The sequence below is a fragment of the Pseudomonas sp. C8002 genome (genome assembly GCF_013385765.1).
Lineage (GTDB): Bacteria > Pseudomonadota > Gammaproteobacteria > Pseudomonadales > Pseudomonadaceae > Aquipseudomonas.
The window spans coordinates 15,217-40,816 of sequence record NZ_JACAPJ010000017.1; the positions used below are offsets into that span (position 1 = coordinate 15,217).

The window sequence follows — 25,600 nt, forward strand, 5'->3', positions numbered from 1 at the left end:
ATGCAGCTCCTCAGTTCCAGGCATGGCGTGCGGGCTTGACGCCGTTGAGCACGAAGTTGCCGATCAGGTGGTATTTCCAGCGGGCCGGGTCGTGCAGGGTGTGGGTACGCGCGTTGCGCCAGAAGCGGTCGAGGTTGTGCTTGCCGGACACCGAGCGGGTGCCGGCCAGTTCGAAGAGTTTGCTGCTGGCGAGCAAGGCGGTTTCCGCCGACAGCACTTTGGCCTGGGCGACGACCAACGAGGCATTGGCCACGGTGTCTTCGTTGGGGTTGGCCAGGGCCTGGTCGACGGCAATGCCGGCCTTGGCGAGGATCGCTTCGGTGCCGTGGACCCGCCATTCCAGGTCGCCGATGGCGGCGATGGTGAACGGGTCTTGCCAGCCGTGATCCTGCTGGCTGTCGATCCAGGGCCGGGCCTGGCGTGCATGAATCTTGGCTTGTTCCAGGGCCCCGAGGGCGATGCCGGTGTCGACGGCCGCCTGGATGATCTGCGAAATCGGGCCGTTGGCGGTGGGTTGGTCGAAGGCCTGGTGCGCGGGGATCACCGCACTCAGCGGCACCTTCACACCGTCGAGGGTCACGCCGCCGCTGGCGGTGGTGCGCTGGCCGAAGCCGTCCCAGCTGTCGATCACTTGCAGGCCCGGCGCGTCCCGTTCGACAAATGCGATGAACGCCTGGTCCTTTTCGTTGACGCCCACCGTCGGCACGATATGGGCGAACAGTGCGCCGGTGCAGTAGAACTTCTCGCCGTTGATGTACGCACTGTCGCCGTCAAAGCGCACTTGTGTGTCAAACGTGCCGGCGTTCTTGCTCTTGGCTTCGGAGAAGGCATTGCCGAACCGATAGCCCAGCAGGACCTTGGCGAAGTAGTGCTGCTTTTGCTCCTCGCTGGCGGTTTGCAGGAGGATGTCGACGACGCCCAGGTGGTTCTGCGGAATCTGCCCCAGGGACGGGTCGGCGGCGGAGATCAGCTTGATCACCTCGGCCACCGTCACATAGGACACTCCCGCGCCGCCGTAGGCCTTGGGAATGGTGATGCCCCACAGGCCACTGGCAGAGAATTCGTCCAGCTCGGCCACCGGCAGGCGTCGCTCGCGGTCGCGCACGCCGGCGTCCACGGCAAAACGCTTGGCCAACTCGGTGGCAACCGCAATGGCCTCGGCGTCCGAACGGATGATGTGGGCAGGTTGTAGGGGTTGGGCTGACATGGGCCGACTCCAGGCTCCAGAGAGATACTGGAGTGATTGCAGGAGTCGTGCCCGAATGCAATGTGCAATGAAATCAACGGGTTGCCGGTATATCAGGGAAGTCGTTGGCGGTTCAAAACAGCAAAGTGTCCAACCACTGTTGCGCTGCCAACAGTTGATCATCCGGGAGCAAGGCCCCGTGGTGGCTTTCAATACCGGCGACACTGACTTCGGTATTGAAAGCCAACTCGCTACCACTCAGGCATCGGCAGGACGGTCGTCCACGATATAAAAACTATGGTCAGAAAGGCGCTCGTCATGTCCATCTTGACGCACGCCATATTTTGCCTCCACCACCTCACGGCGGAAGACAATACCGTTCACAACATCTTTGTATTGGTGCTCCAGCGACTTTACCTCGATGTGACCAAACAGCAAGCCGTTCCCCCTGACCGTCCACCTGATTGTTTGCCCGATAGCCAGTCCCGGATACGCGGGAATAATGATCGAGGCTTGCCCACCCTGCATCTCGGGATAATTCACATGGTTCCCGTGAGAGGGATTAATGCGTGGACGGGGAAGCAAGTCACTACTCTTGATGTGCTTTGAGTCTTGCGCTGTCATCAGTGTGCTCTCCATTTAGTGAAGCCAACTGCCCCTTCCGCCCGCGCTCCGATTGAGCCAGTTCTCTGAGCAGTAACTCCCACACTAGATTCAATCCAACGCTGATGTAAGCTGTGAAATCTGACAGTTGACAACACTCAAAGCCAAGAGTCTTAAATCACCACGTTGCGCACAAACCGCACCGCCACGTCGCCGTCATTGCGATAGGCGTGAAGGTAGCGGCTGGCGAACATCAGGAACTCACCGGTGGCGACGTTTTTTTCCTCATCCCCCAGCACCAGCGTCAGGGTGCCTTCGAACACAAACAACTGCACGCTCCAACCCTCGGGGTCCGGTTCAGGCATGTAGCGATCGCCGGGCTCCAGGCGCATCTCCCATAGTTCCACCTCGCGACGCGCGGTGGCCTTGGCCAGCAGCACGGCTTTGCTGCCGGGGATGTCACCGGCCCAGGCCAGTTCGTTGATACGGCTGTGATCAGCGGCATCCGGGGCCTGGATCAAGTCGCTGAAGGCCACGTCCAGGGCTTCGGCCACCCGGTCGAGGGTCGACAGGCTGACGTTTTTCTCCCCCGCCTCGATTGCCACCAGCATGCGCCGGCTGACGCCGGATTTTTCGGACAGCGCCGTCTGGCTCAACTCAGCCGCATGGCGCAGGCGCCGAACGTTCTGGCTGACGTGTTGCAGGACCGAGGCCCGTTGCGGATTTTCTTTGTGCACTATATTGCTCACAGGGTGGGGTTGCGCAGTATACTGCCCAGCTTGCGGCGCATTGTGCGGTCCGCGCCCTTCCTGTGCAAGACCGAGCCGCCATGACCACCTCCCCATTGTTTTCCCGTTTCAGCAAAGCCGAATGTGTATTGGTGGTGATCACCATGTTTTGGGGCGGCACCTTTTTGCTGGTGCAGCACGCCATGGCGGTCAGCGGCCCGATGTTTTTCGTCGGCCTGCGTTTTGCTGCAGCGGCGCTCATCGTCGGGGCGTTCTCATTCCGCAGCCTGCGGAACCTGACGCTGTTTGAATTGAAGGCTGGCTGCTTTATCGGTGTGGCGATCATGTTCGGCTACGGTTTGCAGACCATTGGCTTGCAGACGATCCTGAGCAGCCAGTCGGCATTTATTACTGCGCTGTATGTGCCATTCGTGCCGCTGCTGCAATGGCTGGTACTGGGACGGCGGCCGGGGTTGATGCCGAGCATCGGCATCATGCTCGCGTTTACCGGGCTGATGCTGCTGACCGGCCCGGCCGGGGCATCATTGAATTTCAGCCCCGGTGAAATCGCCACGTTGATCGGTGCGGTAGCAATTGCCGCCGAGATCATCCTGATCAGCGCCTTTGCCGGGCAGGTGGATGTACGCCGGGTAACGGTGGTGCAACTGGCCACGGCGTCGGTGCTGTCGTTCCTGATGGTGGTGCCGATGGGCGAGGCGCTGCCGGGGTTTTCCTGGTTGCTGCTGTTCAGCGCGGTGGGCCTGGGGCTGACCAGCGCGGTGATTCAGGTGGCGATGAACTGGGCGCAGAAAAGCGTCTCGCCGACTCGCGCCACGCTGATTTATGCCGGGGAGCCGGTGTGGGCCGGCGTAGTCGGGCGGATTGCCGGGGAGCGCTTCCCGCCGATTGCCATGGTGGGCGCGGCGTTGATCGTGGCGGCGGTGATTGTCAGTGAGATGAAAACCCGCCGTCAGCGGCTCGCCGAGCCCCAGGCCGAACTGGAACATGAAAACCAGGGTTAAGCGGCCTCAGAGGCGCAACTCACCGTCCAGGTTAATGGCCTGCAGGAACGCCTCGTCATGGGACACCACAATCAGCGCGCCCTGGTACTGATTGAGCATTTGCTCCAGGGCAATCCGGCTGGGCAAGTCCAGATGGTTGTCGGGTTCGTCCAGCAACAACAATTGCGGCGGATGCTGGGCGTAGAGCTGTGCGGCCAGGGCAATTTTCAGACGCTCGCCGCCGCTCAGTTGGCGCGTATCGAGGACCGCCCGGTCGGCATCGATGCCCATTTGCGCCAGCCGGGTACGCGCTTCGCTTTGCGCCAGTAGCGGATTACTTTCGTAAAGCCATTGCACCGCCGTGCGCTCGGGGTGCTCCAGCCCGGCGTGTTGGTCCAGCCAGCCGATATGGCAACTGCGCGCCAACTCACCGGCAGCCACCGGCAACTGGCCGGCAATCACCCGCAGCAGGGTCGACTTGCCACTGCCATTGGCTCCCAGGATCGCCATGCGCATCGGGCCGGTCAGGGTGAGATTGATCGGCGCCGGGCTGCCAAACGGCAACACCACGTCGTTCAACTGCAACACCAGCTTGCCCTGGGGCACCACGCTTTCCGGCGACAGCATCATGCGCTGGATCTCGGGCGCACACCGCGCACGCGCCTCGGCGATCCGCTGCTGTTGCTGCTCACGCACCAGCTGCTGATTGAGGCGCAACTTGCCCTGGCTGTTTTCACTGCGCTCTTTCTGGGCGTTGGTGATCAGTTTGGTCTGGTTGCCATCCCGGGCCTGGCGGTCGCCCCGGGCATTGCGGCGCTGCTGACGCTCCATCTGGATAACCGCTTCACGCTGCTCACGTTTGGCGTGCGCGCGCTCCCCCTGCAACGCCGACTGGAACGCCTGCTGCTCTTGCTCCCGTGTCGCCGCGTAGTGGCTGTAGTTACCGCCGTACACCGCCAAGCCCTTGGGCGACAGTTCGACAATCTCGTCCATGTGCTCCAGCAGCCCGCGATCATGGCTGATCAGCACCAGGCCGCCGGGCCACCGATCAATCTGCTGGGCAAGCTTGTGCTGCTGATCAATGTCCAGGTGGTTGCTGGGCTCATCGAGGATCAACCAGTCTGCCCTCGACAACCAGGCGCCCAGCAAAGCGACGCGCTGGCGTTCGCCGCCACTGAGGGCCGCGGTTGGCGAGTCGGCAGTCAAGTGCCCCAGGCCGATTTGTTCCAGGGCCGCCGCCAGTCGAGGCGCGCAATCCCATTGATCAACGGCCAGTGCATGGTCGTGTTCGTCCACGCTGCCCTCGGCGATGCGCGCCAACGCCGCCAGCACTTGGTCGACACCTGCCAGCGCCGCCACGCTGGGATAGCGTTCGGGCTCCAACAGTTGCGTCACCGCGTACACACTACCCTCGCGGCGCACATGCCCGCGGGTGGGCTGCAGGGTGCCTGCGAGCATTGCGCCCAACAAGGACTTGCCAGTCCCGTTGGCCCCCACGAGGCCGGTCGCCCGGGCGCTGAAGGCATGGTTCAGGTTGTCGAACAGGCTGCGTCCATCCGGCAGGCTGCAGGCGACATGGTCAAGGTGGAGCAATCGCTGGGTCATCACACGTCCTTATGCAACAGGCTGAAAAAAACCTTTGAACAGCATACCTGCCCTGGATACGGGCATTGAAACAATGCCAAACAGCCTTTTTCAGCCTACCTTGTAGGATCCTGCCACATCTTGCCGTTTGGTGATCAAGATTCCGGCACGTATGATGCATCCCAAACTCCCGCAGATTAGAAGCCTATGTCCCTGATAGTTCTACTGCTTCTGCCTTTTATCGGCAGCTGTCTGGCGGCCTTGCTGCCGCACAACGCACGCAACACAGAGTCCATGCTGGCCGGCCTTGTGGCCCTGGTCGGGACGGTTCAAGTCGCCCTGCTCTACCCCCAGATCGCCCATGGTGGCGTGATACGTGAAGAATTCATGTGGTTGCCCAGCCTCGGGCTGAACTTCGTATTGCGCATGGACGGTTTTGCCTGGTTGTTCTCGATGCTGGTGCTGGGCATCGGGACCCTGGTGTCGCTGTACGCCCGGTATTACATGTCGCCGGAAGACCCGGTGCCGCGCTTCTTCGCGTTTTTCCTGGCCTTCATGGGTGCGATGCTCGGCCTGGTGATCTCCGGCAACCTGATCCAGATCGTGTTTTTCTGGGAGCTCACCAGCCTGTTCTCGTTCCTGCTGATCGGCTACTGGCACCACCGCGCCGATGCCCGGCGTGGCGCCTATATGGCGCTGATGGTCACCGGCGCGGGCGGCTTGTGCCTGCTGGCGGGGGTGATGCTGCTCGGGCATATCGTCGGCAGCTACGACCTGGACCAGGTCCTGGCTGCCGGTGATCAGATCCGTGCCCATTCGTTGTACCCGATCATGCTTGCCCTGGTGCTGATCGGCGCCCTGAGCAAAAGCGCGCAATTCCCCTTCCACTTCTGGCTGCCCCACGCCATGGCTGCACCGACGCCGGTGTCGGCCTACCTGCACTCGGCAACGATGGTGAAGGCCGGCGTGTTCCTGCTGGCACGCCTGTGGCCGTCGCTGTCCGGCAGCGAAGAGTGGTTCTGGATTGTCGGCGGTGCCGGCGCCATTACCCTGCTGCTCGGCGCTTATTGCGCCATGTTCCAGAACGATCTCAAGGGCCTGCTGGCCTACTCCACCATCAGCCACCTCGGGCTGATCACCTTGCTGCTGGGCCTCAACAGCCCGCTGGCCGCTGTCGCCGCCGTATTCCATATCCTTAACCACGCCACTTTCAAGGCGTCGCTGTTCATGGCGGCGGGGATCATCGACCACGAAAGCGGCACCCGTGACATCCGCAAGCTCAGCGGCCTGTTCAAGCTGATTCCGTTTACCGCCACCCTGGCGATGGTCGCCAGTGCGTCCATGGCCGGCGTGCCGCTGCTCAACGGTTTCCTGTCCAAGGAAATGTTCTTCGCCGAGACCGTGTTCATCTCCGCCACCGCCTGGGTGGAAATCGCCCTGCCGGTCATCGCCACCATCGCCGGTACCTTCAGCGTGGCCTATGCCCTGCGCTTTACCGTGGATGTGTTCTTCGGCCCCAAGGCCACCAACCTGCCCCACACCCCGCACGAGCCGCCACGCTGGATGCGTGCGCCGGTGGAGTTGCTGGTGTTTACCTGCCTGCTGGTGGGGATTTTCCCGGCCCAGGTGGTCGGTTCGATCCTCGCCGCAGCGGCCCTGCCGGTGGTCGGCGGCGAACTGCCGGAATACAGCCTCGCCATCTGGCACGGCTGGAACGCGCCGATGATCATGAGCCTGGTGGCCATGTCCGGCGGCGTGGTGCTCTATCTGCTGCTGCGCAAGCAACTCAAGTTGGGCCGCTTCAAATACCCGCCGATCATCAGCTACTTCAATGGCAAGCGCGGCTTCGAGCGCTGCCTGGTGGTGATGATGCGCGGGGTGCGCAAGATCGAAAAACGCATCAGCACCAAACGCCTGCAAACCCAGCTGTTCCTGCTGGTGCTGGCGGCGGTGATCGCCGGGTTGATCCCGATGCTCTACAGCGGCATCAGTTGGGGCGACCGGCCGAAGATCCCGGGCTCCATCGTGTTCGTCACCCTGTGGCTGCTGGCAATCGCCTGCGCCCTGGGCGCCGCCTGGCAAGCCAAGTACCACCGGCTGGCAGCCCTGACCATGGTCAGCGTGTGCGGGATGGTGACCTGCGTGACCTTCGTCTGGTTCTCGGCGCCAGACCTGGCGCTGACGCAACTGGTGGTGGAAGTGGTCACCACCGTGCTGATCCTGCTGGGCCTGCGCTGGCTGCCACGGCGGATCGAAGAAGTTTCCCCACTGCCCAGCTCGCTGCGCAAGGCACGCATCCGCCGCCTGCGGGACTTCCTCCTGTCCACCGTGGTCGGTGGCGGCATGGCGCTGCTCTCCTACGCGATGCTGACCCGCCAGACGCCCAACGACATCTCCTCCTTCTACCTCAGCCGTGCCCTGCCAGAAGGCGGTGGCAGCAATGTGGTGAACGTGATGCTGGTGGACTTCCGGGGCTTCGACACCCTGGGAGAAATCACCGTGCTCGGCGCCGTGGCGCTGACCGTCTACGCCCTGCTGCGCCGCTTCCGCCCGTCGAAGGAAAGCATGGAACTGCCCGCGCAACAGCGCCAACTGGCACCCGACGTGGCCACCGACCTGATCAACCCGCGCCAGGCCAGCGACACCGCCCTGGGCTTCATGATGGTGCCGGCGGTGCTGGTGCGCCTGCTGCTGCCGATTGCGCTGGTTGTCTCGTTCTACCTGTTCATGCGGGGGCACAACCAACCGGGCGGCGGGTTTGTCGCCGGCCTGGTGATGTCCGTCGCGTTCATCCTGCAATACATGGTCGCCGGTACCCAGTGGGTCGAGGCGCAGATGAGCCTGCGGCCGATGCGCTGGATGGGCTTTGGCTTGTTGTCGGCAACCCTGACCGGGCTGGGCGCACTGCTCGCCGGCTACCCGTTCCTCACCACGCACACCTGGCACTTCAGCCTGCCGGTGCTGGGGGACATCCACGTCGCCAGCGCGCTGTTCTTCGACGTCGGTGTGTACGCCATGGTGGTCGGCTCGACCTTGCTGATGCTCACCGCCCTCGGCCACCAATCGGTGCGCGCCCATAAACCCAGTAACCAGGCGAAAGCCGTTGCCAGCCCAGGAGGAGCCGCCTGATGGAAGAAGTCATCGCAATTGCCATTGGGGTCCTGGCGGCCTCCGGCGTCTGGCTGATCCTGCGGCCACGGACGTTCCAGGTGGTGATGGGCCTGTGCCTGCTCTCCTACGGGGTCAACCTGTTCATCTTCAGCATGGGCAGCCTGTTCATCGGCAAGGAGCCGATCATCAAGGATGGCGTGCCGCAAGACTTGCTCAACTACACCGATCCGCTGCCCCAGGCCCTGGTGCTGACGGCAATCGTGATCAGCTTCGCCATGACCGCACTGTTCCTGGTGGTGCTGCTGGCATCCCGGGGCCTGACCGGCACTGACCATGTGGACGGCCGGGAGCCCAAGGAATGACCTGGATGAATCAACTGATCATCGCGCCGATCCTGCTGCCGTTGCTGACCGCCGCGCTGATGCTGATGCTCGGCGAGAAGCACCGCCCGCTCAAGGCGCGGATCAACCTGTTCTCCAGCGTGGTGGGCCTGGGCATCGCCGTGCTGTTGCTGTACTGGACCCAGAAAGGCGGCCCCGGCTCCATCGGTGTGTACCTGCCGGGCAACTGGCAGGTGCCGTTCGGCATCGTGCTGGTGGTGGACCAACTCTCGGCGATGATGCTGGTGCTCACCGGGATCATTGGCGTCAGCGCCCTGCTGTTCGCCATGGCCCGTTGGGATCGGGCCGGCACCAGTTTCCATGCGCTGTTCCAGATTCAGCTGATGGGCCTGTATGGCGCCTTTCTGACCGCCGACCTGTTCAACCTGTTCGTGTTTTTCGAAGTGCTGCTGGCGGCGTCCTACGGCCTGATGCTCCACGGTTCCGGCCGGGCGCGGGTGTCGGCGGGGCTGCATTACATCTCGATCAACCTGCTGGCCTCGACCTTGTTTCTGATTGGCGCGGCGCTGATCTATGGCGTCACCGGTACCCTGAACTTTGCCGACCTGGCACTGAAAATCCCCCTGGTGCCGGAAGCCGATCGCGGCCTGCTGCATGCCGGTGCGGGCATCCTCGCCGTCGCCTTCCTGGCCAAGGCCGGGATGTGGCCGCTGAACTTCTGGCTGGCGCCTGCCTACTCCTCGGCCAGTGCGCCAGTGGCGGCGATGTTTGCGATCATGACCAAGGTTGGCGTGTACACCGTGCTGCGTCTGTGGAACCTGCTGTTCTCCGGCCAGGCGGGTGCCTCGGCACTGTTTGGCGGCGACTGGCTGATCTACGGCGGCATGGCGACCATCGTCTGCGCGGCGCTGGCGATGATCGCCGCGCAACGCCTGGAACGCATGGCCAGCCTGAGCATTCTGGTGTCCGCCGGGATCCTGCTGTCGGCGGTGGGGTTTGCCCAGCCAAGCCTGACCGCCGGGGCGCTGTTTTATCTGGTCAGTTCCACCCTGGCGCTGAGCGCGCTGTTCCTGCTGGCCGAATTGATCGAACGTTCGCGCTCGGCCAACGACATGCCCCTGGACGATGAAATCGAAGCCCTGCCCAAGGCCATGGAATCCCTGCATCCGCCGCCCGGCACCAACCTCGACGACGAACAGAAAGCCGTGGTCGGCCAGGTGATTCCCTGGACGGTGGCGTTCCTCGGCCTGAGTTTTATCGCCTGCGCCCTGCTGATCATCGGCATGCCGCCGCTGTCCGGGTTTATCGGCAAGCTCAGCCTGCTCAGCGCCTTGATCAACCCGATGGGCCTGGGCAATGCCATCGACGAACCGGTGCGTCCGGCCGCCTGGGGCCTGGTGGCACTGCTGATCTTCTCCGGCCTGGCTTCGCTGATCGCCTTCGCCCGCCTCGGCATCCAGCGTTTCTGGACCCCGGAAGAACGTCCATCGCCGCTGCTGCGCCGCTTCGAATGCGTGCCGATTTTCTTCCTGCTGGGCCTGAGCATCGCCCTGACGTTCAAGGCCGAGCCGCTGATGCGCTATACCCAGGCGGCCGCCGAGAGCCTGAACAACCCGGAACACTATGTGATGGCGGTCATGGCGACGCGTCCGGTGCCGAGCCCTGAAGCCAAGGCCGCCGCCCTGGAGGTGCAGCCATGAAGCGCCTGTTCCCTGCCCCGTGGCTGTCATTGGCATTGTGGTTGTTGTGGCTGGTGCTGAACCTGTCCGTCAGCCCCGGCAACCTGCTGCTGGGGGCGATCCTCGGCTTTGCGGCACCGCTGATGATGGCGCCGTTGCGCCCGCTGCCGATCCGCATCCGCCGCCCGGGGGTGATCATCCGTTTGTTCTTCCTGGTGGGACGTGACGTGATCATCTCCAACCTCGCCGTGGCCTGGGGCATCCTGACCTGCGGCTCGCGCCCCCCGCGTTCGCGCTTTATCAAGATCCCCCTGGACCTGCGGGATGCCAACGGCCTGGCCGTGCTGGCGATGATCACCAGCGTGACGCCGGGCACCGTATGGTCGGAACTGGCCCTGGACCGCAGCGTCCTGCTGATCCACGTGTTCGACCTGGATGACGAAGCGCAGTTTATCGAGCACTTCAAACACGCCTACGAACGGCCCCTGATGGAGATCTTCGAATGAGCGCCCTGCTCTCCAATGCGATCCTGTTCAGCCTGTTCCTGTTCTCCCTGGCCATGGTGCTGACCCTGGTGCGCCTGTTCAAAGGCCCGTCGGCCCAAGACCGGGTGCTGGCGCTGGATTACCTGTACATCCTGGCCATGCTGATGATGCTGGTGCTGGGTATTCGGTATGCCAGTGACACGTATTTTGAAGCGGCGTTGTTGATTGCGCTGTTTGGCTTTGTGGGGTCGTTTGCCCTGGCGAAATTCCTGCTGCGTGGGGAGGTGATCGAATGATCAATGTCGATGTGTTGCCGCTGTGGGTTGAAGTGATCGTCGCGGTATTGTTGGTGCTTAGCAGCCTGTTTGCGCTGATTGGGGCGATTGGGTTGTTGCGGATGAAAGACTTCTTCCAGCGCATGCACCCGCCGGCGTTGGCCTCGACCTTGGGCGCCTGGTGTGTGGCGCTGGCCTCGATCATCTACTTTTCGGTGCTCAAGTCCGGGCCGGTGTTGCACGGTTGGTTGATCCCGATCCTGCTGTCGATCACAGTGCCGGTGACCACATTGCTGCTGGCACGCACCGCGTTGTTCCGCAAGCGCATGGCCGGGGATGATGTGCCGGCTGAAGTCAGCAGCCGTCGCACTGACAGCGGCAGCTGATCCCCACAGGCGCCGCAGTGGTGAAATTCGTTCTCCAATAGAATCCATAAAATAGAACCTCAATCGCTAATCCCGGTATCGGGATCACTTTATGAGGTTCTCCCCCATGGCATTCACTCCCCTTGTCCAGGCCCATCTCGACGCGTGGGTTGCCTGCGCCGCTGACTTCGGCCCATTTCTCACGGGCCAGGAAACCACCCTCACCCTCAATGAGCAGCGCAAGGCTTATGAGCAGGTGCTTTGTTCCCATCCGATTCCCGCCGGTGTCAGCTTTTGTGACGTCGATATGGGTGGCGTACCGGGCATGATGGTCGTGCCTGATGGGTTTGAGGGTGACCAGGTGCTGCTTTACATCCACGGCGGTGGTTATGTCGGCGGCAGCCCGCGGGGCTACCTGGGCCTTGCCGGCCACTTCGCAAAACTGCTGGGTGCCAAAGTCTACCTGCCCGACTACCGCCTGGCGCCCGAGCATCCGTTCCCCGTACCTGTTGATGACACGTTGCAGGCTTATCGCTGGCTGCTCGACCAGGGCAATGACCCCAGGTCCATCGTGTTCTCGGGCGATTCGGCCGGCGGCGCAATGGTGGTGTCGGTGATGGTCAAGGCCCGCAACGCAGGCCTGCCACTGCCCGCCGGGGGCGCCGCCTTGTCGCCGTGGGCCAACCTGGAACACACCGGCGCCTCCATCGACAACCGTGACGGCCTCGACCCGCAAGCCTCCCGCCTGGGGCTGACGCTGCTTGCAAAAGCGTTTCTCAATGGCGCGCTGCCGAATGATCCCGATGCATCGCCGGTGTTCGCGGACGTCCGGGGATTGCCGCCCATTCTGGTGCAGATCGGCGAAAACGAAGTCATGCTCAGCGACGCCATGCGCTTGGCCACCCACCTGGGGGAAAACCGGGTACGCGTATCGCTGGAGGTTTGGCCCGGGATGTTTCATGTCTGGCATTTGTTTGCGGCAATCTTGCCCGAAGGCATGCAGGCCGTGGCGAATGCGGCGTTGTTTCTGGACCAGGCAATACGTGGCAGCCGTAGCGTTTGAGGGGTTGCCCAGAGCGCGGGAAAGGCAGCGCTCCTGCCGATAACTATCTGTCACCTGGGGCCCCACCGCCCCACCTACCTTTATCGGACAACGTATCCCGATACAGGTAATGATCATGTATACCCATTCCGATGCACTGACCACGCTGTTTGATTTGCTCAACTCGCTGAATGCGCTGATTTCACATTTGACGAGCCAGCAACAGGCAGCCAAGCAGCGGGGTCTCGAGTTGTATCAACTCGGTGAATTCGAAGAGTGCGAAATCCACCTGACCATCTCCGCCTCGGCCGGCGATGCGCCGTCACAATACGCCCTGGGCGAAGCCATCCGGCGCCGGGTCGGCAGTGTCGACCCCGAGGCCCAGGCGTGGTACCGCCTGGCCGCTGCCCAGGATCATGTGTACGCCCTGATGCGCCTGGGTGGCGAAACCAACCTGGCCAAGGCCAAGGCCCTCGCCCAGGCAGGTGCCGATGCTGGCGACGGCGCAGCGATGCTGCAGCTGTATGAACTGACCAAAGATCGCTCGTGGCTGAGAAAGGCAGGTGATGCCGGCTGCGCCGAGGCCTATTACATTGCGGCGCTGTTGTACGACAAAAACCCGGAGGCCAGTGACAACCGCGACTCCATGCTCAGGTATGCGGCCTTCAAGGGCTTCCCGCCAGCGATGAAGTGGCTGGCCAACATGCAGACCTACTACCGCAACCTCTCCTACCAGCGCATACACCTGGAAAAACGGCTGGCGCTGAATGACCTTGATGGCGTCATGACCTATGCCGGTGCGCTCGGCGGGTTCGATATCGATGAAAGTGGCACCAACCGCTATCACTACCCCGAGAACAAAATCCACGCCTATGGGCTCTACTGGCTGGTCATGGACAGTACCCGGCAAAACCCACGGCACGCCGATGCCGCAGGCTACCTGCAACAACTGGCCAGCGCGCTGACTGCCGAAGAAATGGAAACAGCCAAGGCGTATGGCCGCCAGTGGAAAACCGAGCACCCGGCGCTGTCGGAGTTCAGGTTGACCTACAGCGACCTGAAATGACCGGCGTCTGATGAAGGATTCGAGAGCACATCCGGCAGTTAAGGATTAATTAATCCAAAAACAGCTTGGCTAAGTATTTCCAGGCTGGTACGGTTTAGTGGATTATTTAATCCACTAAACCTCAGGCCTCCCCCATGACAGCTCACACCCCTCGCTTCAACCACAAAGTCGCCCTGGTCACCGGCGGTTCCCGCGGTATCGGCGAAGCGATTGTCCGCCGGCTTGCAGCTGAAGGTGCAGCGGTCGCGTTTACCTATTCCTCCTCTGCCGACAAGGCGCAAGCGCTGGTTGGCCTGATCGAAAGCAAGGGCGGAAAAGCCTTGGCGATTCAGGCCGACAGCGCCGATGTGGCGGCAATAGAACGGGCGGTCGCGGCCACTGTCGAGCATTTCGGCGCCTTGAATATCCTGGTCAACAACGCCGGGATCCTGCTGATGGGCACCGTCGACACCTTCAGCCTGGAAGACTTCGACCGAATGTTTGCGGTCAATGTGCGGGCCACGTTTGCGGCGGCCAAGGCCAGCTCGGCGGTGATGCATACGGGTGACCGAATAATCACCGTCGGCAGCGTGGTCGCCCAACGTTCGGGCTTCCCGGGCTCCAGCGTCTATAGCATGACGAAGTCGGCGATCGCCGGTATGATCCGCGGCCTGGCGATTGATTTCGCGCCGCGCGGCATCACCGTCAACAACGTGCAGCCGGGCCCGACCAGCACCGACATGAACCCGGCAGACGGGCCCCATGCGGACATGATCAAAAGCCTGATCCCCTTGGGCCGCGTAGGTACCGCCGACGATGTTGCCGGCATGGTTGCTTATCTCGCGTCCGAAGAAGCGGCATTTGTCACCGGCACAAGCATGACCATCGATGGCGGCTACCTGGCCTGAGCCTTCACCTGCAATTTCCCCCGAGGTAACCATGGCAAGACCCAGAGCATTCGACCGCGACCAGGTGCTGCGCGAGGCCATCCGGGTTTTCTGCGACAAGGGTTTTGCCGCGGCCTCGACTGAAGAACTGATGCAGGCCATGGGACTGAGCCGCCAGAGCATGTACAACACCTTTGGCGACAAACGCCAGTTGTACCTGTTGGCGATGGCCGAGTATCAGCGCACCGGCGTCGACGACTTGATCGAGCGCCTGAACCAGGGCCCGACCCCGCTGCAGGCACTGCACGACACCCTGCAATCCTTCGCCACCCGCGCCCTGCGGGAAGGGACGGCGGGTTGCATGGGCGTCAATGCCATCTGCGAGTTCGGCCTGGAAGATGATGAGATCAATCAACTCACCGCCCACAGCGCCGAACGCTTGCGCAATGCATTCGAACAGACGCTGGAGCGTGCGCAGGAACAAGGCGAATTGACCGTCGGCACCGATCTCTCGGGCGCGTGTGATTTTCTGATGGCCACCCTCAGCGGCATGAAAGTCGCCAGCAAGGGCGGCGCCACCACTGAGCAACTGGAGCGCATTGCGGGGTTTGCACTGCGGGCGCTGAGCGCAAAAGCGTGATCAGCCCACTAGAGTATCGGCGCGCCAAATCGACCCAATCGTGGCATCCAATGGTCCAGGATCTGCGCTGACGCCAGGATATGGTGGGCGTGCCCGATCAACAGCCGACGCGGCACAAACCCGATATAGCGGGAGTCATCGCTGTTATCGCGATTGTCGCCCAGCATGAAGTAACTGTCGGCAGGCACCACCACCGGGCCGAAATCGCGCAGCGCCCGTACTGTCGGCATGAACTGCACCGTGCGCTGGCTGCTGTTCGCACGCTCCGTCACCTTGATCCCCGGAACTGTTTGGCCAGGCGCAATAGGCTCGCTGATGTCCCGCCCATTACTGTAGGTGGCCGGCGTACCGTTGACCCACAACACCTCGTCGCGCATTTCCAGGGTATCGCCGGGGATACCGACAATGCGTTTGATCAAGCGCGTGCCATCCTTGGGCGAAGAGAACGTGACGACATCTCCGCGCTGGGGGTTATCCAGTCTCGCCAGGGAAATATCGGTGAGGGGCAATTTGAGGTCGTACGCGACGCGATTGACCAGCACCACATCGCCCTCAAGCAACGTCGGGCGCATGGAACCGGACGGGATGGGATTCCAGTCAGCCAGGGAGGTGCGGAAAACCCCGAAGCACAGCCAGAAAATGATCGCGTAACGGTAGCGGATTAACCAACGGCGCATAGATCCTCGCAATACGAAAAGGCACACCGGCCTGCGCCGGGTACCCACGGTGATTTTTGGCAATGCTCGCTTATTGCATCGCAAGATTAAATTAACATTAGCGTTGCCGACCCATGACAGTCGATATTTTCAAGCACACAGAAAAGGAGTTTCACGCCCCATGGATAGCAAATGTTCGGTCTTTATCGCAGCCAGCGTCGACGGCTTTATTGCCAGGCCAGACGGTGATATCGAGTGGCTTCATCGCCCTGAGTACGAAGGCGCCGAATTGAACGGCGTGACCTATGAACACTTCATCGCCACCGTGGATGCGCTGGTGATGGGCCGCAAGACCCTGGAAAAAGTGTTGTCCTTTCCGGAGTGGCCCTATGAGGATTTTCCGGTGTTTGCGCTCTCTCATCAGTCGCTTGAGCTACCTGAGCATTTGAAGGGCAAGGTTGAGGTCGTGAGCCAGGATGTGAACGCCCTCGTGGCCGAGTTAGCCGAGCGCGGGATGAAACACCTGTATATCGACGGCGGCCAGACGATTCAGGCGTTTCTTGAGGCAGGGTTGATCGACGAGATGATCATCACGCGTATTCCGGTTGTGCTGGGCCAGGGGATCCCCTTGTTCAGCCAGTTGGGTGGCGAGCATGAGCTTCGGCATATCGGCACGTATGCGTCGGATAACGGGTTTGTTCAAAGCCGGTATGAGGTGAGTGGCAAGCGCTGATGGTCGCGGGTTAACACCCGGAAATTTCCGACAGCTTTTTAGGGTTGTCGCTCAGAAGATGGCTCCCTACTCTTCGGTGGTCGCTGCAAATTCAGCGACCGTGTTTCGCAGCCCGGGTAAACTCTAGACGCACAGCGTCCACCACAAGATAGCGGGCGCTTTTTTATGCCTGATGTTATGGCGGCTGTGCGCGGGATACCTTCGGGTATGCCGGGTGCCTAGAGTCCCGGTCTGCGAACCTGCGTACAGCTGCCACCCGATTGTCGTTTCGCAGCGATGGGTGGCGGCTCCATTACTCTAGGAGCGTCGTCATGATCAAAGACAGTCCAAACCCGCCACTCGATTCACCCTCGCTTCACGCGGCTGCTCATCGGGCGATTAATCATTATCTGAATCCCTCTTCTGAACCTGATTCGCCTGACGAGAGCTCCAGGCTTTTTGTCGTGCGTGAAGGGTTGGACGCGGAGACGTTGTTGGTCAATGCATCGGAGGACTTGGCGTCGGTGCAGGTGTTAGGTACGAATCTGGCATTTGAAATCGATGGGCCGTCCCGGAGTGTGGCGTTGGGGATTTGCCGGATGTTGGAGGGGATTCAGTTATTGGTCGATAGCACCCTTGATCAATGCGGCGCAACACACAACCAACTACGTTAAAGAGAAAAAAACACAACGGGGTGGATCTATTCGATTTCAACTAGACCCGCCCCTCCATTAGAGAAAAATCCTACATATTGCTCACACACTTCAAAGAGAATCTTCCGATATTTCCTATTTGCCATTTTTTGTATTCTGAAAACCAATAGATCAGGATGCTTCTTTATGGCTAACCACGGTTACATGACTATCAACGGAAAAACCCAGGGTCTTATTTCCGCAGGCTGCTCTACACAAGACTCTATCGGTAACAAATGCCAGGAAGGGCATCGCGACGAAATAATGGTGATGTCCTATAACCACAACATGCTCAATGAAGGGAATGTCAGAGCTGCGACTCATGGGCCAGTGGTCATTACAAAAAACGTCGATAAAGCTTCACCTCTGTTGGCGATGGCACTTTCCAAAAGAGAAGAGCTTAACTGCATCATCCATTTCTACCGTATTTCTCAGTTTGGCCAACACCAGAAGTACTACACCGTCGACCTACGGGGTTGCATCATCGCGGACCTTTCCCTTGACGTGCCCCACGCAGTACTAATGCACGATATAGATGCACAAGAGCATCTCTCCATCCGGTATCGGGAAATCATCTGGACTCACCATCTGGCCGGTACCAGTGGCTACAGTTCATGGCCCGAGACCGATCTATGAAACTAAATCAAGAACCATCGACGCCAACGTTTCATGAACTGTGGGAAGTTAGTCAAGCCGCAGCAAAGCTGACGAATCACGCCTGTGCGATCAGTGCGCGGCATCTCAAGGATGGGATAACACGGTCCATATTCAACCGGGAGGTTGCTTATTACGCGCGCAGTATTGTCAGGGATGTTGAACAAGGCAAGAAGAGTATTGCGCAAGGGTTGATGAAGATAAAGACAGAGCAGCGCAGTTTGTCTCATCAGTCTAGAGAAATAGCGTTAAGGGGACTGGGAGTCGTTGCTGGCGCTATGCAAGTCGCAACAGGTGCAGGTATTTGCTACGCCTCAGTTGGGACACTTTGCCTTATCGCAGGGATGCCACTGATGGCACATGGGGCAAACAACCTATATGAAAATGGACGCAACCTTGTGACAGGGCAATCCGATACGACGGGTCCACTGCGCAAGGGGTATCACTCGGCATCATCTGCGATGGGATATGGCGAGCGTGAAGCAAATATGGCATATGGCTCTGTTGATATTGGGCTTTCTGCCTACAGCGTTACAAGGCACGTGTTAAAACCAGATGCCTGGCGTTTATTTAGGTATCTCAATACGGACAAAATACGAGCATACAAGACCATGGGGCCAACTTCATTGGCATTTGAAGCAGGCGCAGACGTCTTAACGCTAAAGAATTTATATCAAGAGACAAAAAATTGATTATTTTAGCTTTCTTGATTTTTTCGGTATTCGGCATTCTATTTGCGTACAGCCTCAAAGTGATCCTTTCCAGCAAAAATATTGGTTACACCAAGCTCCTGCTAGGCCTGGGGGTAAACATGCTTTTTATGAGCGTACACATGGACATCGTTAAATTTGATAATTTCTTGTACTTCGGGCATCACCCGGAAATCATTAATAACTACGAGTCGGTTGGTTGGCTCGCATTTATCTGTCTTTTCCTGCATGCGTTAGCACTTCCTGTCAAACGCGACTTGAATTGGTGGTGGCAGCGCTTACCCGGAAAGTCCCAAAGATGATCACCTGGACGTTTGATTGTTCCCATGCTCTGCGTAGGAATGCATACCGTGACGCCCCGCATCAACTCATGCAGAACTCAACCTCACATTGGCGGCGGGACGCAGAGCGTCCGGGGCGGCATTCCCACGCGGAGCATGGGAACAATCGATAACGCTCTTGCCCCACCACTCGGCACCTCGCTTAGGCTAGCGCCTAAGATCAAGATCAAAAGCAGATCAAGAGCACAGCGGCCTACCGGCCGGCTTGAGTGTGGTGAAGCAACAGCAAAATCAGAAGCGGGCACGGTTTAAATGTGGGAGCGGGCTTGCTCGCGAAGGTCGTTAACGAAGATGTGGGCGTCCTGATTCAACGCGGCGCCCTCATGTTCTTCGCGAGCAAGCCCGCTCCCACATTAAGCAGCTCTGCGTTTGATCTTGAGATGGCTTGCTCGCCCCTCGATGCGTCAACCATGTCCCCGCACAGGTGTCCCGTCCAAGACACGCTGTAAGAACCGCCCCCTGAATAACGGATAGACAGGCCAAAAAAAACGCCCCGAACCAGTCGGGGCGTTTTTTATTCAGCATTCACTCATCAAGCCTGATCAGCCAACCGCCACGTCGTACCGCCCTTCCCGTCTTCCAACACCACACCCATCGCGGTCAGTTGGTCACGGATACGGTCAGACTCCGCCCAGTCCTTGTTGGCCCGGGCAGTCAAACGTGCCTGGATCAGCGCATCAACTTCAGCGGCATCCACACGCCCTTCAGCGCCCGCCTGCAGGAAGTCATCGGCTTCCATCTGCAATACCCCCAGCACGCTCGCCAGCTCTTTCAAACGTGCGGCAAGCCCCGCCGCTGCGTCGAGATCGCTCTCGCGCAGGCGGTTGATCTCGCGCACCATTTCAAACAGCACCGCGCAGGCTTCAGGCGTACCGAAGTCGTCGTTCATCACTTCGGTGAACCGCGCAACAAACGCTTCGCCGCCCGCAGGCGCCACGGAGGGCAGGCCTTTCAACGCGTGGTAGAAGCGCTCCAGGGCGCCCTTGGCGTCCTTGAGGTTGTCTTCCGAGTAGTTGATCGCGCTGCGGTAATGGCTCGACACCAACAGGTAGCGCACCACTTCCGGGTGGTACTTTTCCAGCACGTCGCGAATGGTGAAGAAGTTGTTCAAGGACTTGGACATCTTCTCGCCATTGATGCGAATCATGCCGCAGTGCATCCACGCGTTGGCGTAGGTCTTGCCGGTGGCCGCTTCGCTCTGGGCGATTTCGTTTTCGTGGTGCGGGAACTCAAGGTCGCTGCCGCCGCCATGAATGTCGAAGGTCTCGCCCAGGCAGCAGGTGGACATCACCGAGCATTCGATGTGCCAGCCCGGGCGCCCGGCGCCCCATGGCGACTCCCAGCTCGGCTCGCCGGGCTTGGTGCCTTTCCACAGCACGAAGTCCAGCGGGTCTTGCTTGGCTTCGTCGACTTCGATCCGCGCACCGATGCGCAGGTCTTCGATTTTCTTGCGCGACAGCTTGCCGTAGCCCATGAACTTGGCGACGCGGTAGTACACGTCGCCATTGCCCGGGGCGTAGGCGTAACCCTTGTCGATGAGGGTCTGGATCATCGCGTGCATGCCCGGGATATGGTCCGTGGCGCGCGGTTCCATGTCCGGCTTGAGGATGTTTAGGCGTGCCTCGTCCTCGTGCATCGCAGCAATCATGCGCTCGGTCAGCGCGTCGAACGACTCGCCGTTTTCGTTGGCGCGATTGATGATCTTGTCGTCGATGTCGGTGATGTTGCGCACATACGTCAGGTCATAACCGCTGAAACGCAACCAGCGGGTCACCAGGTCGAAGGCAACCATGCTGCGGCCGTGGCCGATGTGGCAGTAGTCGTACACGGTCATGCCGCACACGTACATGCGCACCTTGTTGCCATCCAGCGGCTTGAAGACTTCTTTGGTCTTGCTGAGTGTGTTGTAGATCGTTAGCACGACAGTTCCTTAAAACAGAATCACTGGCCCCACGAATCACGCAAGGTCACGGTACGGTTGAATACCGGAGCACCGGGTTTCGAGTCCTTGATATCCGCGCAGAAGTAACCTTCGCGCTCGAACTGGAAACGGTCTTCCGGCTGTGCGTCGCCAAGCGATGGCTCGGCACGACAACCCGTGAGAACTTGCAGCGAGTCAGGGTTGATGTTGTCCAGGAAACTGGCACTGTCTTCGGCCTTCTCGGGATTCGGCGAGCGGAACAGGCGATCGTACAGGCGCACTTCGCACTCGACGCTGGCCGCCGCCGGCACCCAGTGCACCACACCTTTGACCTTGCGGCCTTCCGGGTTCTTGCCCAGGGTGTCCGGGTCGTAGGAGCAACGCAGTTCGACGATGTTGCCATCGGCGTCCTTGATCGCTTCGTCGGCACGGATCACGTAGCTGCCGCGCAGGCGCACTTCGCCGTTCGGCTCCAGGCGCTTGTAGCCTTTTGGCGGCTCTTCCATGAAGTCATCGCGGTCGATGTAGATTTCACGGGCGAACGGCAGCTTGCGCACGCCGAGTTCTTCTTTCTGCGGATGACGCGGCAGTTCGAGGTTTTCGACCTGGCCTTCCGGGTAGTTGGTGATCACCACCTTCAACGGACGCAGCACGCACATGGCGCGCGGGGCGTTCGCGTCGAGGTCCTGACGGATGCTGAATTCGAGCATGCCGTAGTCGACCACGCCGTCGGAGCGGTTGGTGCCGACCATCTCGCAGAAATTGCGGATCGATGCCGGGGTGTAGCCACGGCGGCGGAAGCCCGACAGCGTCGACATGCGCGGGTCGTCCCAGCCAAACACGTGCTTTTCATCGACCAGTTGCTTGAGCTTGCGCTTGCTGGTGATGGTGTAGTTCAGGTTCAGGCGGCTGAACTCGTACTGACGCGGGTGCGCCGGTACCGGCAGGCTGTCGAGGAACCATTCGTACAGAGGACGGTGGCTTTCGAACTCCAGGGTGCAGATGGAGTGGGTGATGCCTTCGATGGCGTCCGACTGACCGTGGGTGAAGTCGTAGTTCGGGTAGATGCACCACTTGTCACCGGTCTGGTGGTGATGGGCGTGGCGGATGCGGTACATGATCGGGTCGCGCAGGTTCATGTTCGGCGAGGCCATGTCGATCTTGGCACGCAGTACGCGGGCGCCGTCCGGGAACTCGCCGGCGCGCATGCGGTTGAACCAGTCCAGGTTCTCTTCCACCGAACGGTCGCGGAACGGGCTGTTCTTGCCCGGCTCGGTCAGGGTGCCACGGTATTCCTTGGCTTGCTCCGGGGTCAGGTCGTCTACGTAGGCCTTGCCGGCCTTGATCAACTCGACGGCCCAGTCGAACAACTGGTCGAAATACTTGGAGGCATAGCGCACTTCACCGGACCATTCGAAGCCCAGCCACTTGATGTCGCTCTCGATGGCGTCGATGTATTCCTGGTCTTCCTTGGCCGGGTTGGTGTCGTCGAAACGCAGGTGCGTGACGCCACCGAACTCCTGGGCCAGGCCGAAGTTCACACAGATCGACTTGGCGTGGCCGATGTGCAGGTAACCGTTGGGCTCAGGCGGGAAGCGGGTGACGATCTGCGTGTGCTTGCCCGAATCCAGGTCCGCCTGGATGATCGGGCGCAGGAAATTGACCGGGACGGCAGGTCCGGCCTTGGAATTCGAGGTAGGGTCGACAGTGGGCTTGCTCATAGGATCCTTGAACAGACGAAGTACTTGGCCGGGTGAGGCCGACAAACAAAGGGCTTATCATAGCCGATGCTGTCAAGGCCCTGACAGAGCGTGGCCAAAAACTGCTGCATTTATTGCACGGGCGGTAAAAAACCACCTCGAAATTCCCGCAGGTCACGCTAAACTGCGCGCCTTGGCTGCCGTTTTTGCCAAGCAGGTAAGGCGCAAAACGCCCAAACCCACGAATTCCTTGAAAGAGTAGTGAACATGACTCAAGTCAAACTGACCACCAACCACGGTGACATCGTCATCGAGCTGAACGCCGAGAAAGCGCCGATCACCGTCGCCAACTTCATCGAGTACGTTAAAGCCGGCCACTACGAAAACACTGTTTTCCACCGTGTCATCGGCAACTTCATGGTCCAGGGCGGCGGTTTCGAGCCTGGCATGAAAGAAAAGAAAGACAAGCGTCCAAGCATCCAGAACGAAGCGGACAACGGCCTTTCCAACGACAAGTACACCGTCGCCATGGCCCGTACCATGGAGCCGCATTCGGCCTCCGCGCAGTTCTTCATCAACGTCGCCGACAACACCTTCCTGAACCACAGCGGCAAGAACGTGCAGGGCTGGGGCTACGCGGTATTCGGTAAAGTCACCGAAGGCCAGGACGTTGTCGACAAGATCAAGGGTGTGCAAACCACCGGCAAGGCAGGTCACCAGGACGTACCGGTAGAAGACGTTATCGTCGAGAAAGCCGAGATCGTTGAGTGATATTGCTGATTTCAGATTTGCATCTGGAAGAGGAGCGCCCGGACATAACCCGGGCGTTTCTGGATTTACTGAACGGCCGCGCCCGTTCCGCCCAGGCGTTGTACATTCTGGGGGACTTCTTTGAAGCCTGGATTGGCGACGATGGGATGACGCCCTTCCAGCGTTCGATTTGCCTGGCCCTGCGCGAGCTGAGCGACAGCGGCACCCAGATTTTCATCATGCATGGCAACCGGGATTTCCTGATCGGCAAGGCGTTCTGCAAAGCCGCAGGCGCAACCTTGCTCAAGGACCCGAGTGTGGTGCAACTCGCAGGCGAGCCCGTGCTGTTGATGCACGGCGACAGCCTGTGTACCCGCGACCTTGGCTATATGAAGCTGCGGCGCATCCTGCGTAACCCCATCACGCTGTTCATCCTGCGCCACCTGCCCTTGGGCACGCGGCACAAGCTGGCGCGCAAGCTGCGCAGTGAAAGCCGCGCGCAGACGCGGATGAAGACCAACGACATTGTCGATGTAACGCCTGAGGAAGTGCCGAGGGTGATGCAGCAGTTCGGCGTGCGTACGTTGGTGCATGGCCACACCCACCGCCCGGCGATTCACAAGTTGCAGATTGGCGAGCAAGCGGCCAAGCGCATTGTGCTGGGGGATTGGGACAAGCAAGGGTGGGCATTGCAGGTGGATGAGCAAGGGTTTCAACTGGCGGCGTTTGACTTCGTCAACCCGCAGTTGGCACTGCCCGGCGCTTGACCCAGATCGTTCCCACGCTCTGCGCGGGAATGCATCCTGTGACGCTCTGCGTCACGACCTTCAAAAGCGGACGCAGAGCGTCCAAAGCGGCGTTCCCACGCAGAGCGTGGGAACGATCATCAAAGCGGCATTCCCACGCGGAGCGTGGGAATGATCATGGATTGAGGCTTAGTGGCCAGAAGCCTCCGGCCCCGCCTTCGCTGCAAACGGCGGTTTCGCCAGCCATACAATCACGATCAACGCCATGAACATCCACCCCAGCAACGTGAAGTAATCCACGGTGGACATCATGTACGCCTGGCTCGTCAGTATCTGGTCCAACTGCGCATACGCCTTGTGCCCTGCCCCGCCGAGCGCCTGCAAGGCGTCCCGGGTGGCCGAGTCGTAGGTGGTCATGTTTTCGCTCATGTAGGCATGGTGCTGGTCCGCCCGGCGAATCCAGATCCAGGTGGTCAACGAGGCCGCAAAGCTGCCGCCCAGGGTCCGCAGGAAGGTCGCCAGGCCAGCGCCGTCGGCGATTTGCGCCGGCGGCAGGTCGGACATCAGGATGCTCAAGGTCGGCATGAAGAACAGCGCTACGCCGATCCCCATGAACAACTGCACCAGGGCGATGTGCGTGAAGTCCACTTCATTGGTAAACCCGGCGCGCATGAAGCAACTCAAGCCAATCGCCAGGAACGCCAGCCCGGCCAGCAGGCGCAGGTCGAACTTGTGCGCATATTTGCCCACGAACGGCGACATCAACACCGGCAGAATCCCGATCGGCGCCACCGCCAGGCCCGCCCAGGTGGCGGTGTAGCCCATCTGGGTTTGCAGCCATTGCGGCAGGATCAGGTTGATCCCGAAGAAACCCGCGTACCCGAGTACCAACACAATCGTGCCGATGCGAAAGTTGCGATAGGCGAACAGCCGCAGGTTGACCACCGGGTGCTCGTCGGTCATTTCCCAGATCACGAACACCGCCAGGGCGACAGCCGAGATCACCGCGCCGATGATGATGAAATTCGACTCGAACCAGTCCAGGTCGTTGCCCTTGTCGAGGATGATCTGCAAGGCGCCGACGCCGACGATCAGGCTGAGCAAGCCGACGTAGTCCATCGGCTGGTAGCTGGTGACCACCGGGCGTTTCTTCAGTTGCGAGCGCACCACCATCACGGCAAAGATGCCGATGGGTACGTTGATAAAGAAGATCCACGGCCAGCTGTAGCTGTCGGTAATCCAGCCGCCGAGGATCGGCCCGGCAATCGGCGCCACCACCGTGACCATCGCCAGCAACGCCAGGGCCATGCCACGCCTGGCGGGGGGATAGACCGCGATCAGCAGCGTCTGGGTCATCGGGTACAACGGGCCGGCAACCAGGCCTTGCAATACCCGAAAGCCGATCAGCTCGGGCATCGAGGTGGAAATACCGCAGAGAAACGAGGCCAGCACAAACAGGATGGTGGCCCACAGAAACAGCTTCACCTCGCCGAAGCGACGGCTCAGCCAACCGGTGAGCGGTAGCGCGATGGCGTTGCTCACGGCAAACGAGGTGATGACCCAGGTGCCCTGCTCCGAACTCACGCCGAGGTTGCCGGAAATCGTCGGCAGCGCCACGTTGGCGATGGTGGTGTCGAGCACCTGCATGAAGGTCGCCAGGGACAGGCCGATGGTGGCCATCAGCAAGCTGGGCGGCGTGAAGGAGGCGTTAGCGTTACTCATCGCGAATCCTGTGCAACATGATTG

Annotated in this window: 26 protein-coding genes; 18 read left to right on the plus strand and 8 right to left on the minus strand. The window is 60.4% G+C overall.

Going from position 1 to position 25,600, the window contains the following annotated elements; all coding sequences use genetic code 11:
• Positions 1–10: 10 nt before the first annotated feature.
• From HX814_RS22655 to HX814_RS22665, 3 genes are all read right to left on the minus strand, one after another.
• Positions 11–1,207: an SfnB family sulfur acquisition oxidoreductase gene (locus tag HX814_RS22655; RefSeq protein ID WP_003211739.1), complete on the minus strand. Its 1,197-nt coding sequence runs from the start codon at positions 1,205–1,207 to the stop codon at positions 11–13.
• A gap of 237 nt (positions 1,208–1,444) precedes the next feature.
• On the minus strand, positions 1,445–1,810 hold the full coding sequence (locus HX814_RS22660) for a hypothetical protein (RefSeq protein WP_134326982.1): 366 nt from the start codon (positions 1,808–1,810) through the stop codon (positions 1,445–1,447).
• A 152-nt stretch (positions 1,811–1,962) separates the two neighbouring features.
• Positions 1,963–2,526, minus strand: a complete 564-nt coding sequence (locus tag HX814_RS22665; protein WP_003211741.1) for a helix-turn-helix domain-containing protein — start codon at positions 2,524–2,526, stop codon at positions 1,963–1,965.
• Between the two features lie 92 nt (positions 2,527–2,618).
• On the opposite strand from HX814_RS22665, the gene HX814_RS22670 reads away from it, so the two are divergent.
• A complete protein-coding gene (locus tag HX814_RS22670) occupies positions 2,619–3,539 on the plus strand; it encodes a DMT family transporter (RefSeq protein ID WP_008432448.1) in 921 nt (306 codons plus the stop codon).
• 6 nt (positions 3,540–3,545) lie between these two features.
• Here the strand turns inward: HX814_RS22670 and HX814_RS22675 are convergent, their stop codons facing one another.
• Positions 3,546–5,123, minus strand: a complete 1,578-nt coding sequence (locus HX814_RS22675) for an ABC-F family ATP-binding cassette domain-containing protein (protein ID WP_177009146.1) — start codon at positions 5,121–5,123, stop codon at positions 3,546–3,548.
• Between the two features lie 186 nt (positions 5,124–5,309).
• On the opposite strand from HX814_RS22675, the gene HX814_RS22680 reads away from it, so the two are divergent.
• The 10 genes from HX814_RS22680 (at position 5,310) to HX814_RS22725 (ending at position 14,972) form a co-directional block, all read left to right on the plus strand.
• The gene (locus HX814_RS22680; RefSeq protein WP_177009145.1) at positions 5,310–8,231 is read left to right on the plus strand and encodes a monovalent cation/H+ antiporter subunit A; all 2,922 of its coding nucleotides are present in this window, start codon (positions 5,310–5,312) and stop codon (positions 8,229–8,231) included.
• Positions 8,231–8,575, plus strand: a complete 345-nt coding sequence (locus tag HX814_RS22685; RefSeq protein WP_003192163.1) for a Na+/H+ antiporter subunit C — start codon at positions 8,231–8,233, stop codon at positions 8,573–8,575. The genes HX814_RS22680 and HX814_RS22685 overlap by 1 nt, the downstream gene beginning before the upstream one ends.
• Entirely contained in the window at positions 8,572–10,254 is a 1,683-nt protein-coding gene (locus HX814_RS22690; RefSeq protein WP_177009144.1) for a monovalent cation/H+ antiporter subunit D, read from the plus strand. Before HX814_RS22685 ends, HX814_RS22690 begins: the two co-directional genes overlap by 4 nt.
• Positions 10,251–10,739: a Na+/H+ antiporter subunit E gene (locus HX814_RS22695; RefSeq protein WP_003211750.1), complete on the plus strand. Its 489-nt coding sequence runs from the start codon at positions 10,251–10,253 to the stop codon at positions 10,737–10,739. Before HX814_RS22690 ends, HX814_RS22695 begins: the two co-directional genes overlap by 4 nt.
• Positions 10,736–11,014 (plus strand): K+/H+ antiporter subunit F, encoded by a 279-nt coding sequence (locus tag HX814_RS22700; protein ID WP_003211751.1) that lies wholly within the window; start codon positions 10,736–10,738, stop codon positions 11,012–11,014. The genes HX814_RS22695 and HX814_RS22700 overlap by 4 nt, the downstream gene beginning before the upstream one ends.
• Positions 11,011–11,379 (plus strand): Na+/H+ antiporter subunit G, encoded by a 369-nt coding sequence (locus tag HX814_RS22705; RefSeq protein ID WP_003211753.1) that lies wholly within the window; start codon positions 11,011–11,013, stop codon positions 11,377–11,379. Before HX814_RS22700 ends, HX814_RS22705 begins: the two co-directional genes overlap by 4 nt.
• Before the next feature lie 106 nt (positions 11,380–11,485).
• Complete coding sequence (locus HX814_RS22710; protein ID WP_177009143.1) at positions 11,486–12,421, plus strand: alpha/beta hydrolase; 936 nt, start codon at positions 11,486–11,488, stop codon at positions 12,419–12,421.
• A gap of 115 nt (positions 12,422–12,536) precedes the next feature.
• Positions 12,537–13,466, plus strand: coding sequence for a hypothetical protein (locus HX814_RS22715; RefSeq protein ID WP_008432438.1), 930 nt, complete (start codon positions 12,537–12,539; stop codon positions 13,464–13,466).
• 134 nt (positions 13,467–13,600) lie between these two features.
• Entirely contained in the window at positions 13,601–14,353 is a 753-nt protein-coding gene (locus HX814_RS22720; protein WP_008432437.1) for a 3-oxoacyl-ACP reductase family protein, read from the plus strand.
• 31 nt (positions 14,354–14,384) lie between these two features.
• The gene (locus tag HX814_RS22725) at positions 14,385–14,972 is read left to right on the plus strand and encodes a TetR/AcrR family transcriptional regulator (RefSeq protein WP_177009142.1); all 588 of its coding nucleotides are present in this window, start codon (positions 14,385–14,387) and stop codon (positions 14,970–14,972) included.
• An 8-nt stretch (positions 14,973–14,980) separates the two neighbouring features.
• Here the strand turns inward: HX814_RS22725 and lepB are convergent, their stop codons facing one another.
• On the minus strand, positions 14,981–15,649 hold the full coding sequence (lepB, locus tag HX814_RS22730) for a signal peptidase I (protein WP_177009141.1): 669 nt from the start codon (positions 15,647–15,649) through the stop codon (positions 14,981–14,983).
• A 160-nt stretch (positions 15,650–15,809) separates the two neighbouring features.
• On the opposite strand from lepB, the gene HX814_RS22735 reads away from it, so the two are divergent.
• From HX814_RS22735 to HX814_RS22755, 5 genes are all read left to right on the plus strand, one after another.
• A complete protein-coding gene (locus HX814_RS22735) occupies positions 15,810–16,361 on the plus strand; it encodes a dihydrofolate reductase family protein (RefSeq protein ID WP_177009140.1) in 552 nt (183 codons plus the stop codon).
• Between the two features lie 311 nt (positions 16,362–16,672).
• Positions 16,673–17,014 carry a DUF6124 family protein gene (locus HX814_RS22740; protein WP_177009139.1) on the plus strand — a complete coding sequence of 114 codons (342 nt, stop codon included), beginning with the start codon at positions 16,673–16,675 and terminating at the stop codon, positions 17,012–17,014.
• 165 nt (positions 17,015–17,179) lie between these two features.
• Positions 17,180–17,668: an Hcp family type VI secretion system effector gene (locus tag HX814_RS22745; protein WP_003211770.1), complete on the plus strand. Its 489-nt coding sequence runs from the start codon at positions 17,180–17,182 to the stop codon at positions 17,666–17,668.
• Positions 17,665–18,378 (plus strand): DUF4225 domain-containing protein, encoded by a 714-nt coding sequence (locus tag HX814_RS22750; protein ID WP_177009138.1) that lies wholly within the window; start codon positions 17,665–17,667, stop codon positions 18,376–18,378. Before HX814_RS22745 ends, HX814_RS22750 begins: the two co-directional genes overlap by 4 nt.
• Complete coding sequence (locus tag HX814_RS22755; RefSeq protein WP_177009137.1) at positions 18,375–18,698, plus strand: hypothetical protein; 324 nt, start codon at positions 18,375–18,377, stop codon at positions 18,696–18,698. Before HX814_RS22750 ends, HX814_RS22755 begins: the two co-directional genes overlap by 4 nt.
• Positions 18,699–19,269: 571 nt before the next feature.
• On the opposite strand, the gene cysS is transcribed toward HX814_RS22755, so the two are convergent.
• Together cysS and HX814_RS22765 are read right to left on the minus strand one after the other, a co-directional pair.
• On the minus strand, positions 19,270–20,658 hold the full coding sequence (cysS, locus tag HX814_RS22760; protein ID WP_008432427.1) for a cysteine--tRNA ligase: 1,389 nt from the start codon (positions 20,656–20,658) through the stop codon (positions 19,270–19,272).
• 20 nt (positions 20,659–20,678) lie between these two features.
• The gene (locus HX814_RS22765) at positions 20,679–22,379 is read right to left on the minus strand and encodes a glutamine--tRNA ligase/YqeY domain fusion protein (RefSeq protein WP_008432425.1); all 1,701 of its coding nucleotides are present in this window, start codon (positions 22,377–22,379) and stop codon (positions 20,679–20,681) included.
• A gap of 246 nt (positions 22,380–22,625) precedes the next feature.
• On the opposite strand from HX814_RS22765, the gene HX814_RS22770 reads away from it, so the two are divergent.
• A complete protein-coding gene (locus HX814_RS22770) occupies positions 22,626–23,129 on the plus strand; it encodes a peptidylprolyl isomerase (RefSeq protein ID WP_003211783.1) in 504 nt (167 codons plus the stop codon).
• Positions 23,126–23,875 carry a UDP-2,3-diacylglucosamine diphosphatase gene (lpxH, locus tag HX814_RS22775; RefSeq protein WP_177009136.1) on the plus strand — a complete coding sequence of 250 codons (750 nt, stop codon included), beginning with the start codon at positions 23,126–23,128 and terminating at the stop codon, positions 23,873–23,875. The genes HX814_RS22770 and lpxH overlap by 4 nt, the downstream gene beginning before the upstream one ends.
• Before the next feature lie 168 nt (positions 23,876–24,043).
• Here lpxH and HX814_RS22780 read toward each other — a convergent pair whose 3' ends face one another.
• Positions 24,044–25,576, minus strand: coding sequence for a DHA2 family efflux MFS transporter permease subunit (locus HX814_RS22780; protein ID WP_003211786.1), 1,533 nt, complete (start codon positions 25,574–25,576; stop codon positions 24,044–24,046).
• Positions 25,577–25,600: the final 24 nt, after the last annotated feature.

Bases quoted from the DNA above. Each gene is read 5' to 3' on its own strand.
- HX814_RS22720 (WP_008432437.1), top strand. From the start codon at position 13,601: ATGACAGCTCACACCCCTCGCTTCAACCACAAAGTCGCCCTGGTCACC.
- HX814_RS22745 (WP_003211770.1), top strand. From the start codon at position 17,180: ATGGCTAACCACGGTTACATGACTATCAACGGAAAAACCCAGGGTCTT.
- HX814_RS22680 (WP_177009145.1), top strand. From the start codon at position 5,310: ATGTCCCTGATAGTTCTACTGCTTCTGCCTTTTATCGGCAGCTGTCTG.
- HX814_RS22690 (WP_177009144.1), top strand. From the start codon at position 8,572: ATGACCTGGATGAATCAACTGATCATCGCGCCGATCCTGCTGCCGTTG.
- HX814_RS22705 (WP_003211753.1), top strand. From the start codon at position 11,011: ATGATCAATGTCGATGTGTTGCCGCTGTGGGTTGAAGTGATCGTCGCG.
- HX814_RS22715 (WP_008432438.1), top strand. From the start codon at position 12,537: ATGTATACCCATTCCGATGCACTGACCACGCTGTTTGATTTGCTCAAC.
- HX814_RS22695 (WP_003211750.1), top strand. From the start codon at position 10,251: ATGAAGCGCCTGTTCCCTGCCCCGTGGCTGTCATTGGCATTGTGGTTG.
- HX814_RS22660 (WP_134326982.1), bottom strand. From the start codon at position 1,810: ATGACAGCGCAAGACTCAAAGCACATCAAGAGTAGTGACTTGCTTCCC.
- HX814_RS22655 (WP_003211739.1), bottom strand. From the start codon at position 1,207: ATGTCAGCCCAACCCCTACAACCTGCCCACATCATCCGTTCGGACGCC.
- HX814_RS22740 (WP_177009139.1), top strand. From the start codon at position 16,673: ATGATCAAAGACAGTCCAAACCCGCCACTCGATTCACCCTCGCTTCAC.
- HX814_RS22685 (WP_003192163.1), top strand. From the start codon at position 8,231: ATGGAAGAAGTCATCGCAATTGCCATTGGGGTCCTGGCGGCCTCCGGC.
- HX814_RS22750 (WP_177009138.1), top strand. From the start codon at position 17,665: ATGAAACTAAATCAAGAACCATCGACGCCAACGTTTCATGAACTGTGG.
- HX814_RS22735 (WP_177009140.1), top strand. From the start codon at position 15,810: ATGGATAGCAAATGTTCGGTCTTTATCGCAGCCAGCGTCGACGGCTTT.
- HX814_RS22725 (WP_177009142.1), top strand. From the start codon at position 14,385: ATGGCAAGACCCAGAGCATTCGACCGCGACCAGGTGCTGCGCGAGGCC.
- HX814_RS22765 (WP_008432425.1), bottom strand. From the start codon at position 22,379: ATGAGCAAGCCCACTGTCGACCCTACCTCGAATTCCAAGGCCGGACCT.
- HX814_RS22670 (WP_008432448.1), top strand. From the start codon at position 2,619: ATGACCACCTCCCCATTGTTTTCCCGTTTCAGCAAAGCCGAATGTGTA.
- HX814_RS22780 (WP_003211786.1), bottom strand. From the start codon at position 25,576: ATGAGTAACGCTAACGCCTCCTTCACGCCGCCCAGCTTGCTGATGGCC.
- HX814_RS22770 (WP_003211783.1), top strand. From the start codon at position 22,626: ATGACTCAAGTCAAACTGACCACCAACCACGGTGACATCGTCATCGAG.
- HX814_RS22675 (WP_177009146.1), bottom strand. From the start codon at position 5,123: ATGACCCAGCGATTGCTCCACCTTGACCATGTCGCCTGCAGCCTGCCG.
- HX814_RS22710 (WP_177009143.1), top strand. From the start codon at position 11,486: ATGGCATTCACTCCCCTTGTCCAGGCCCATCTCGACGCGTGGGTTGCC.
- HX814_RS22700 (WP_003211751.1), top strand. From the start codon at position 10,736: ATGAGCGCCCTGCTCTCCAATGCGATCCTGTTCAGCCTGTTCCTGTTC.
- lepB (WP_177009141.1), bottom strand. From the start codon at position 15,649: ATGCGCCGTTGGTTAATCCGCTACCGTTACGCGATCATTTTCTGGCTG.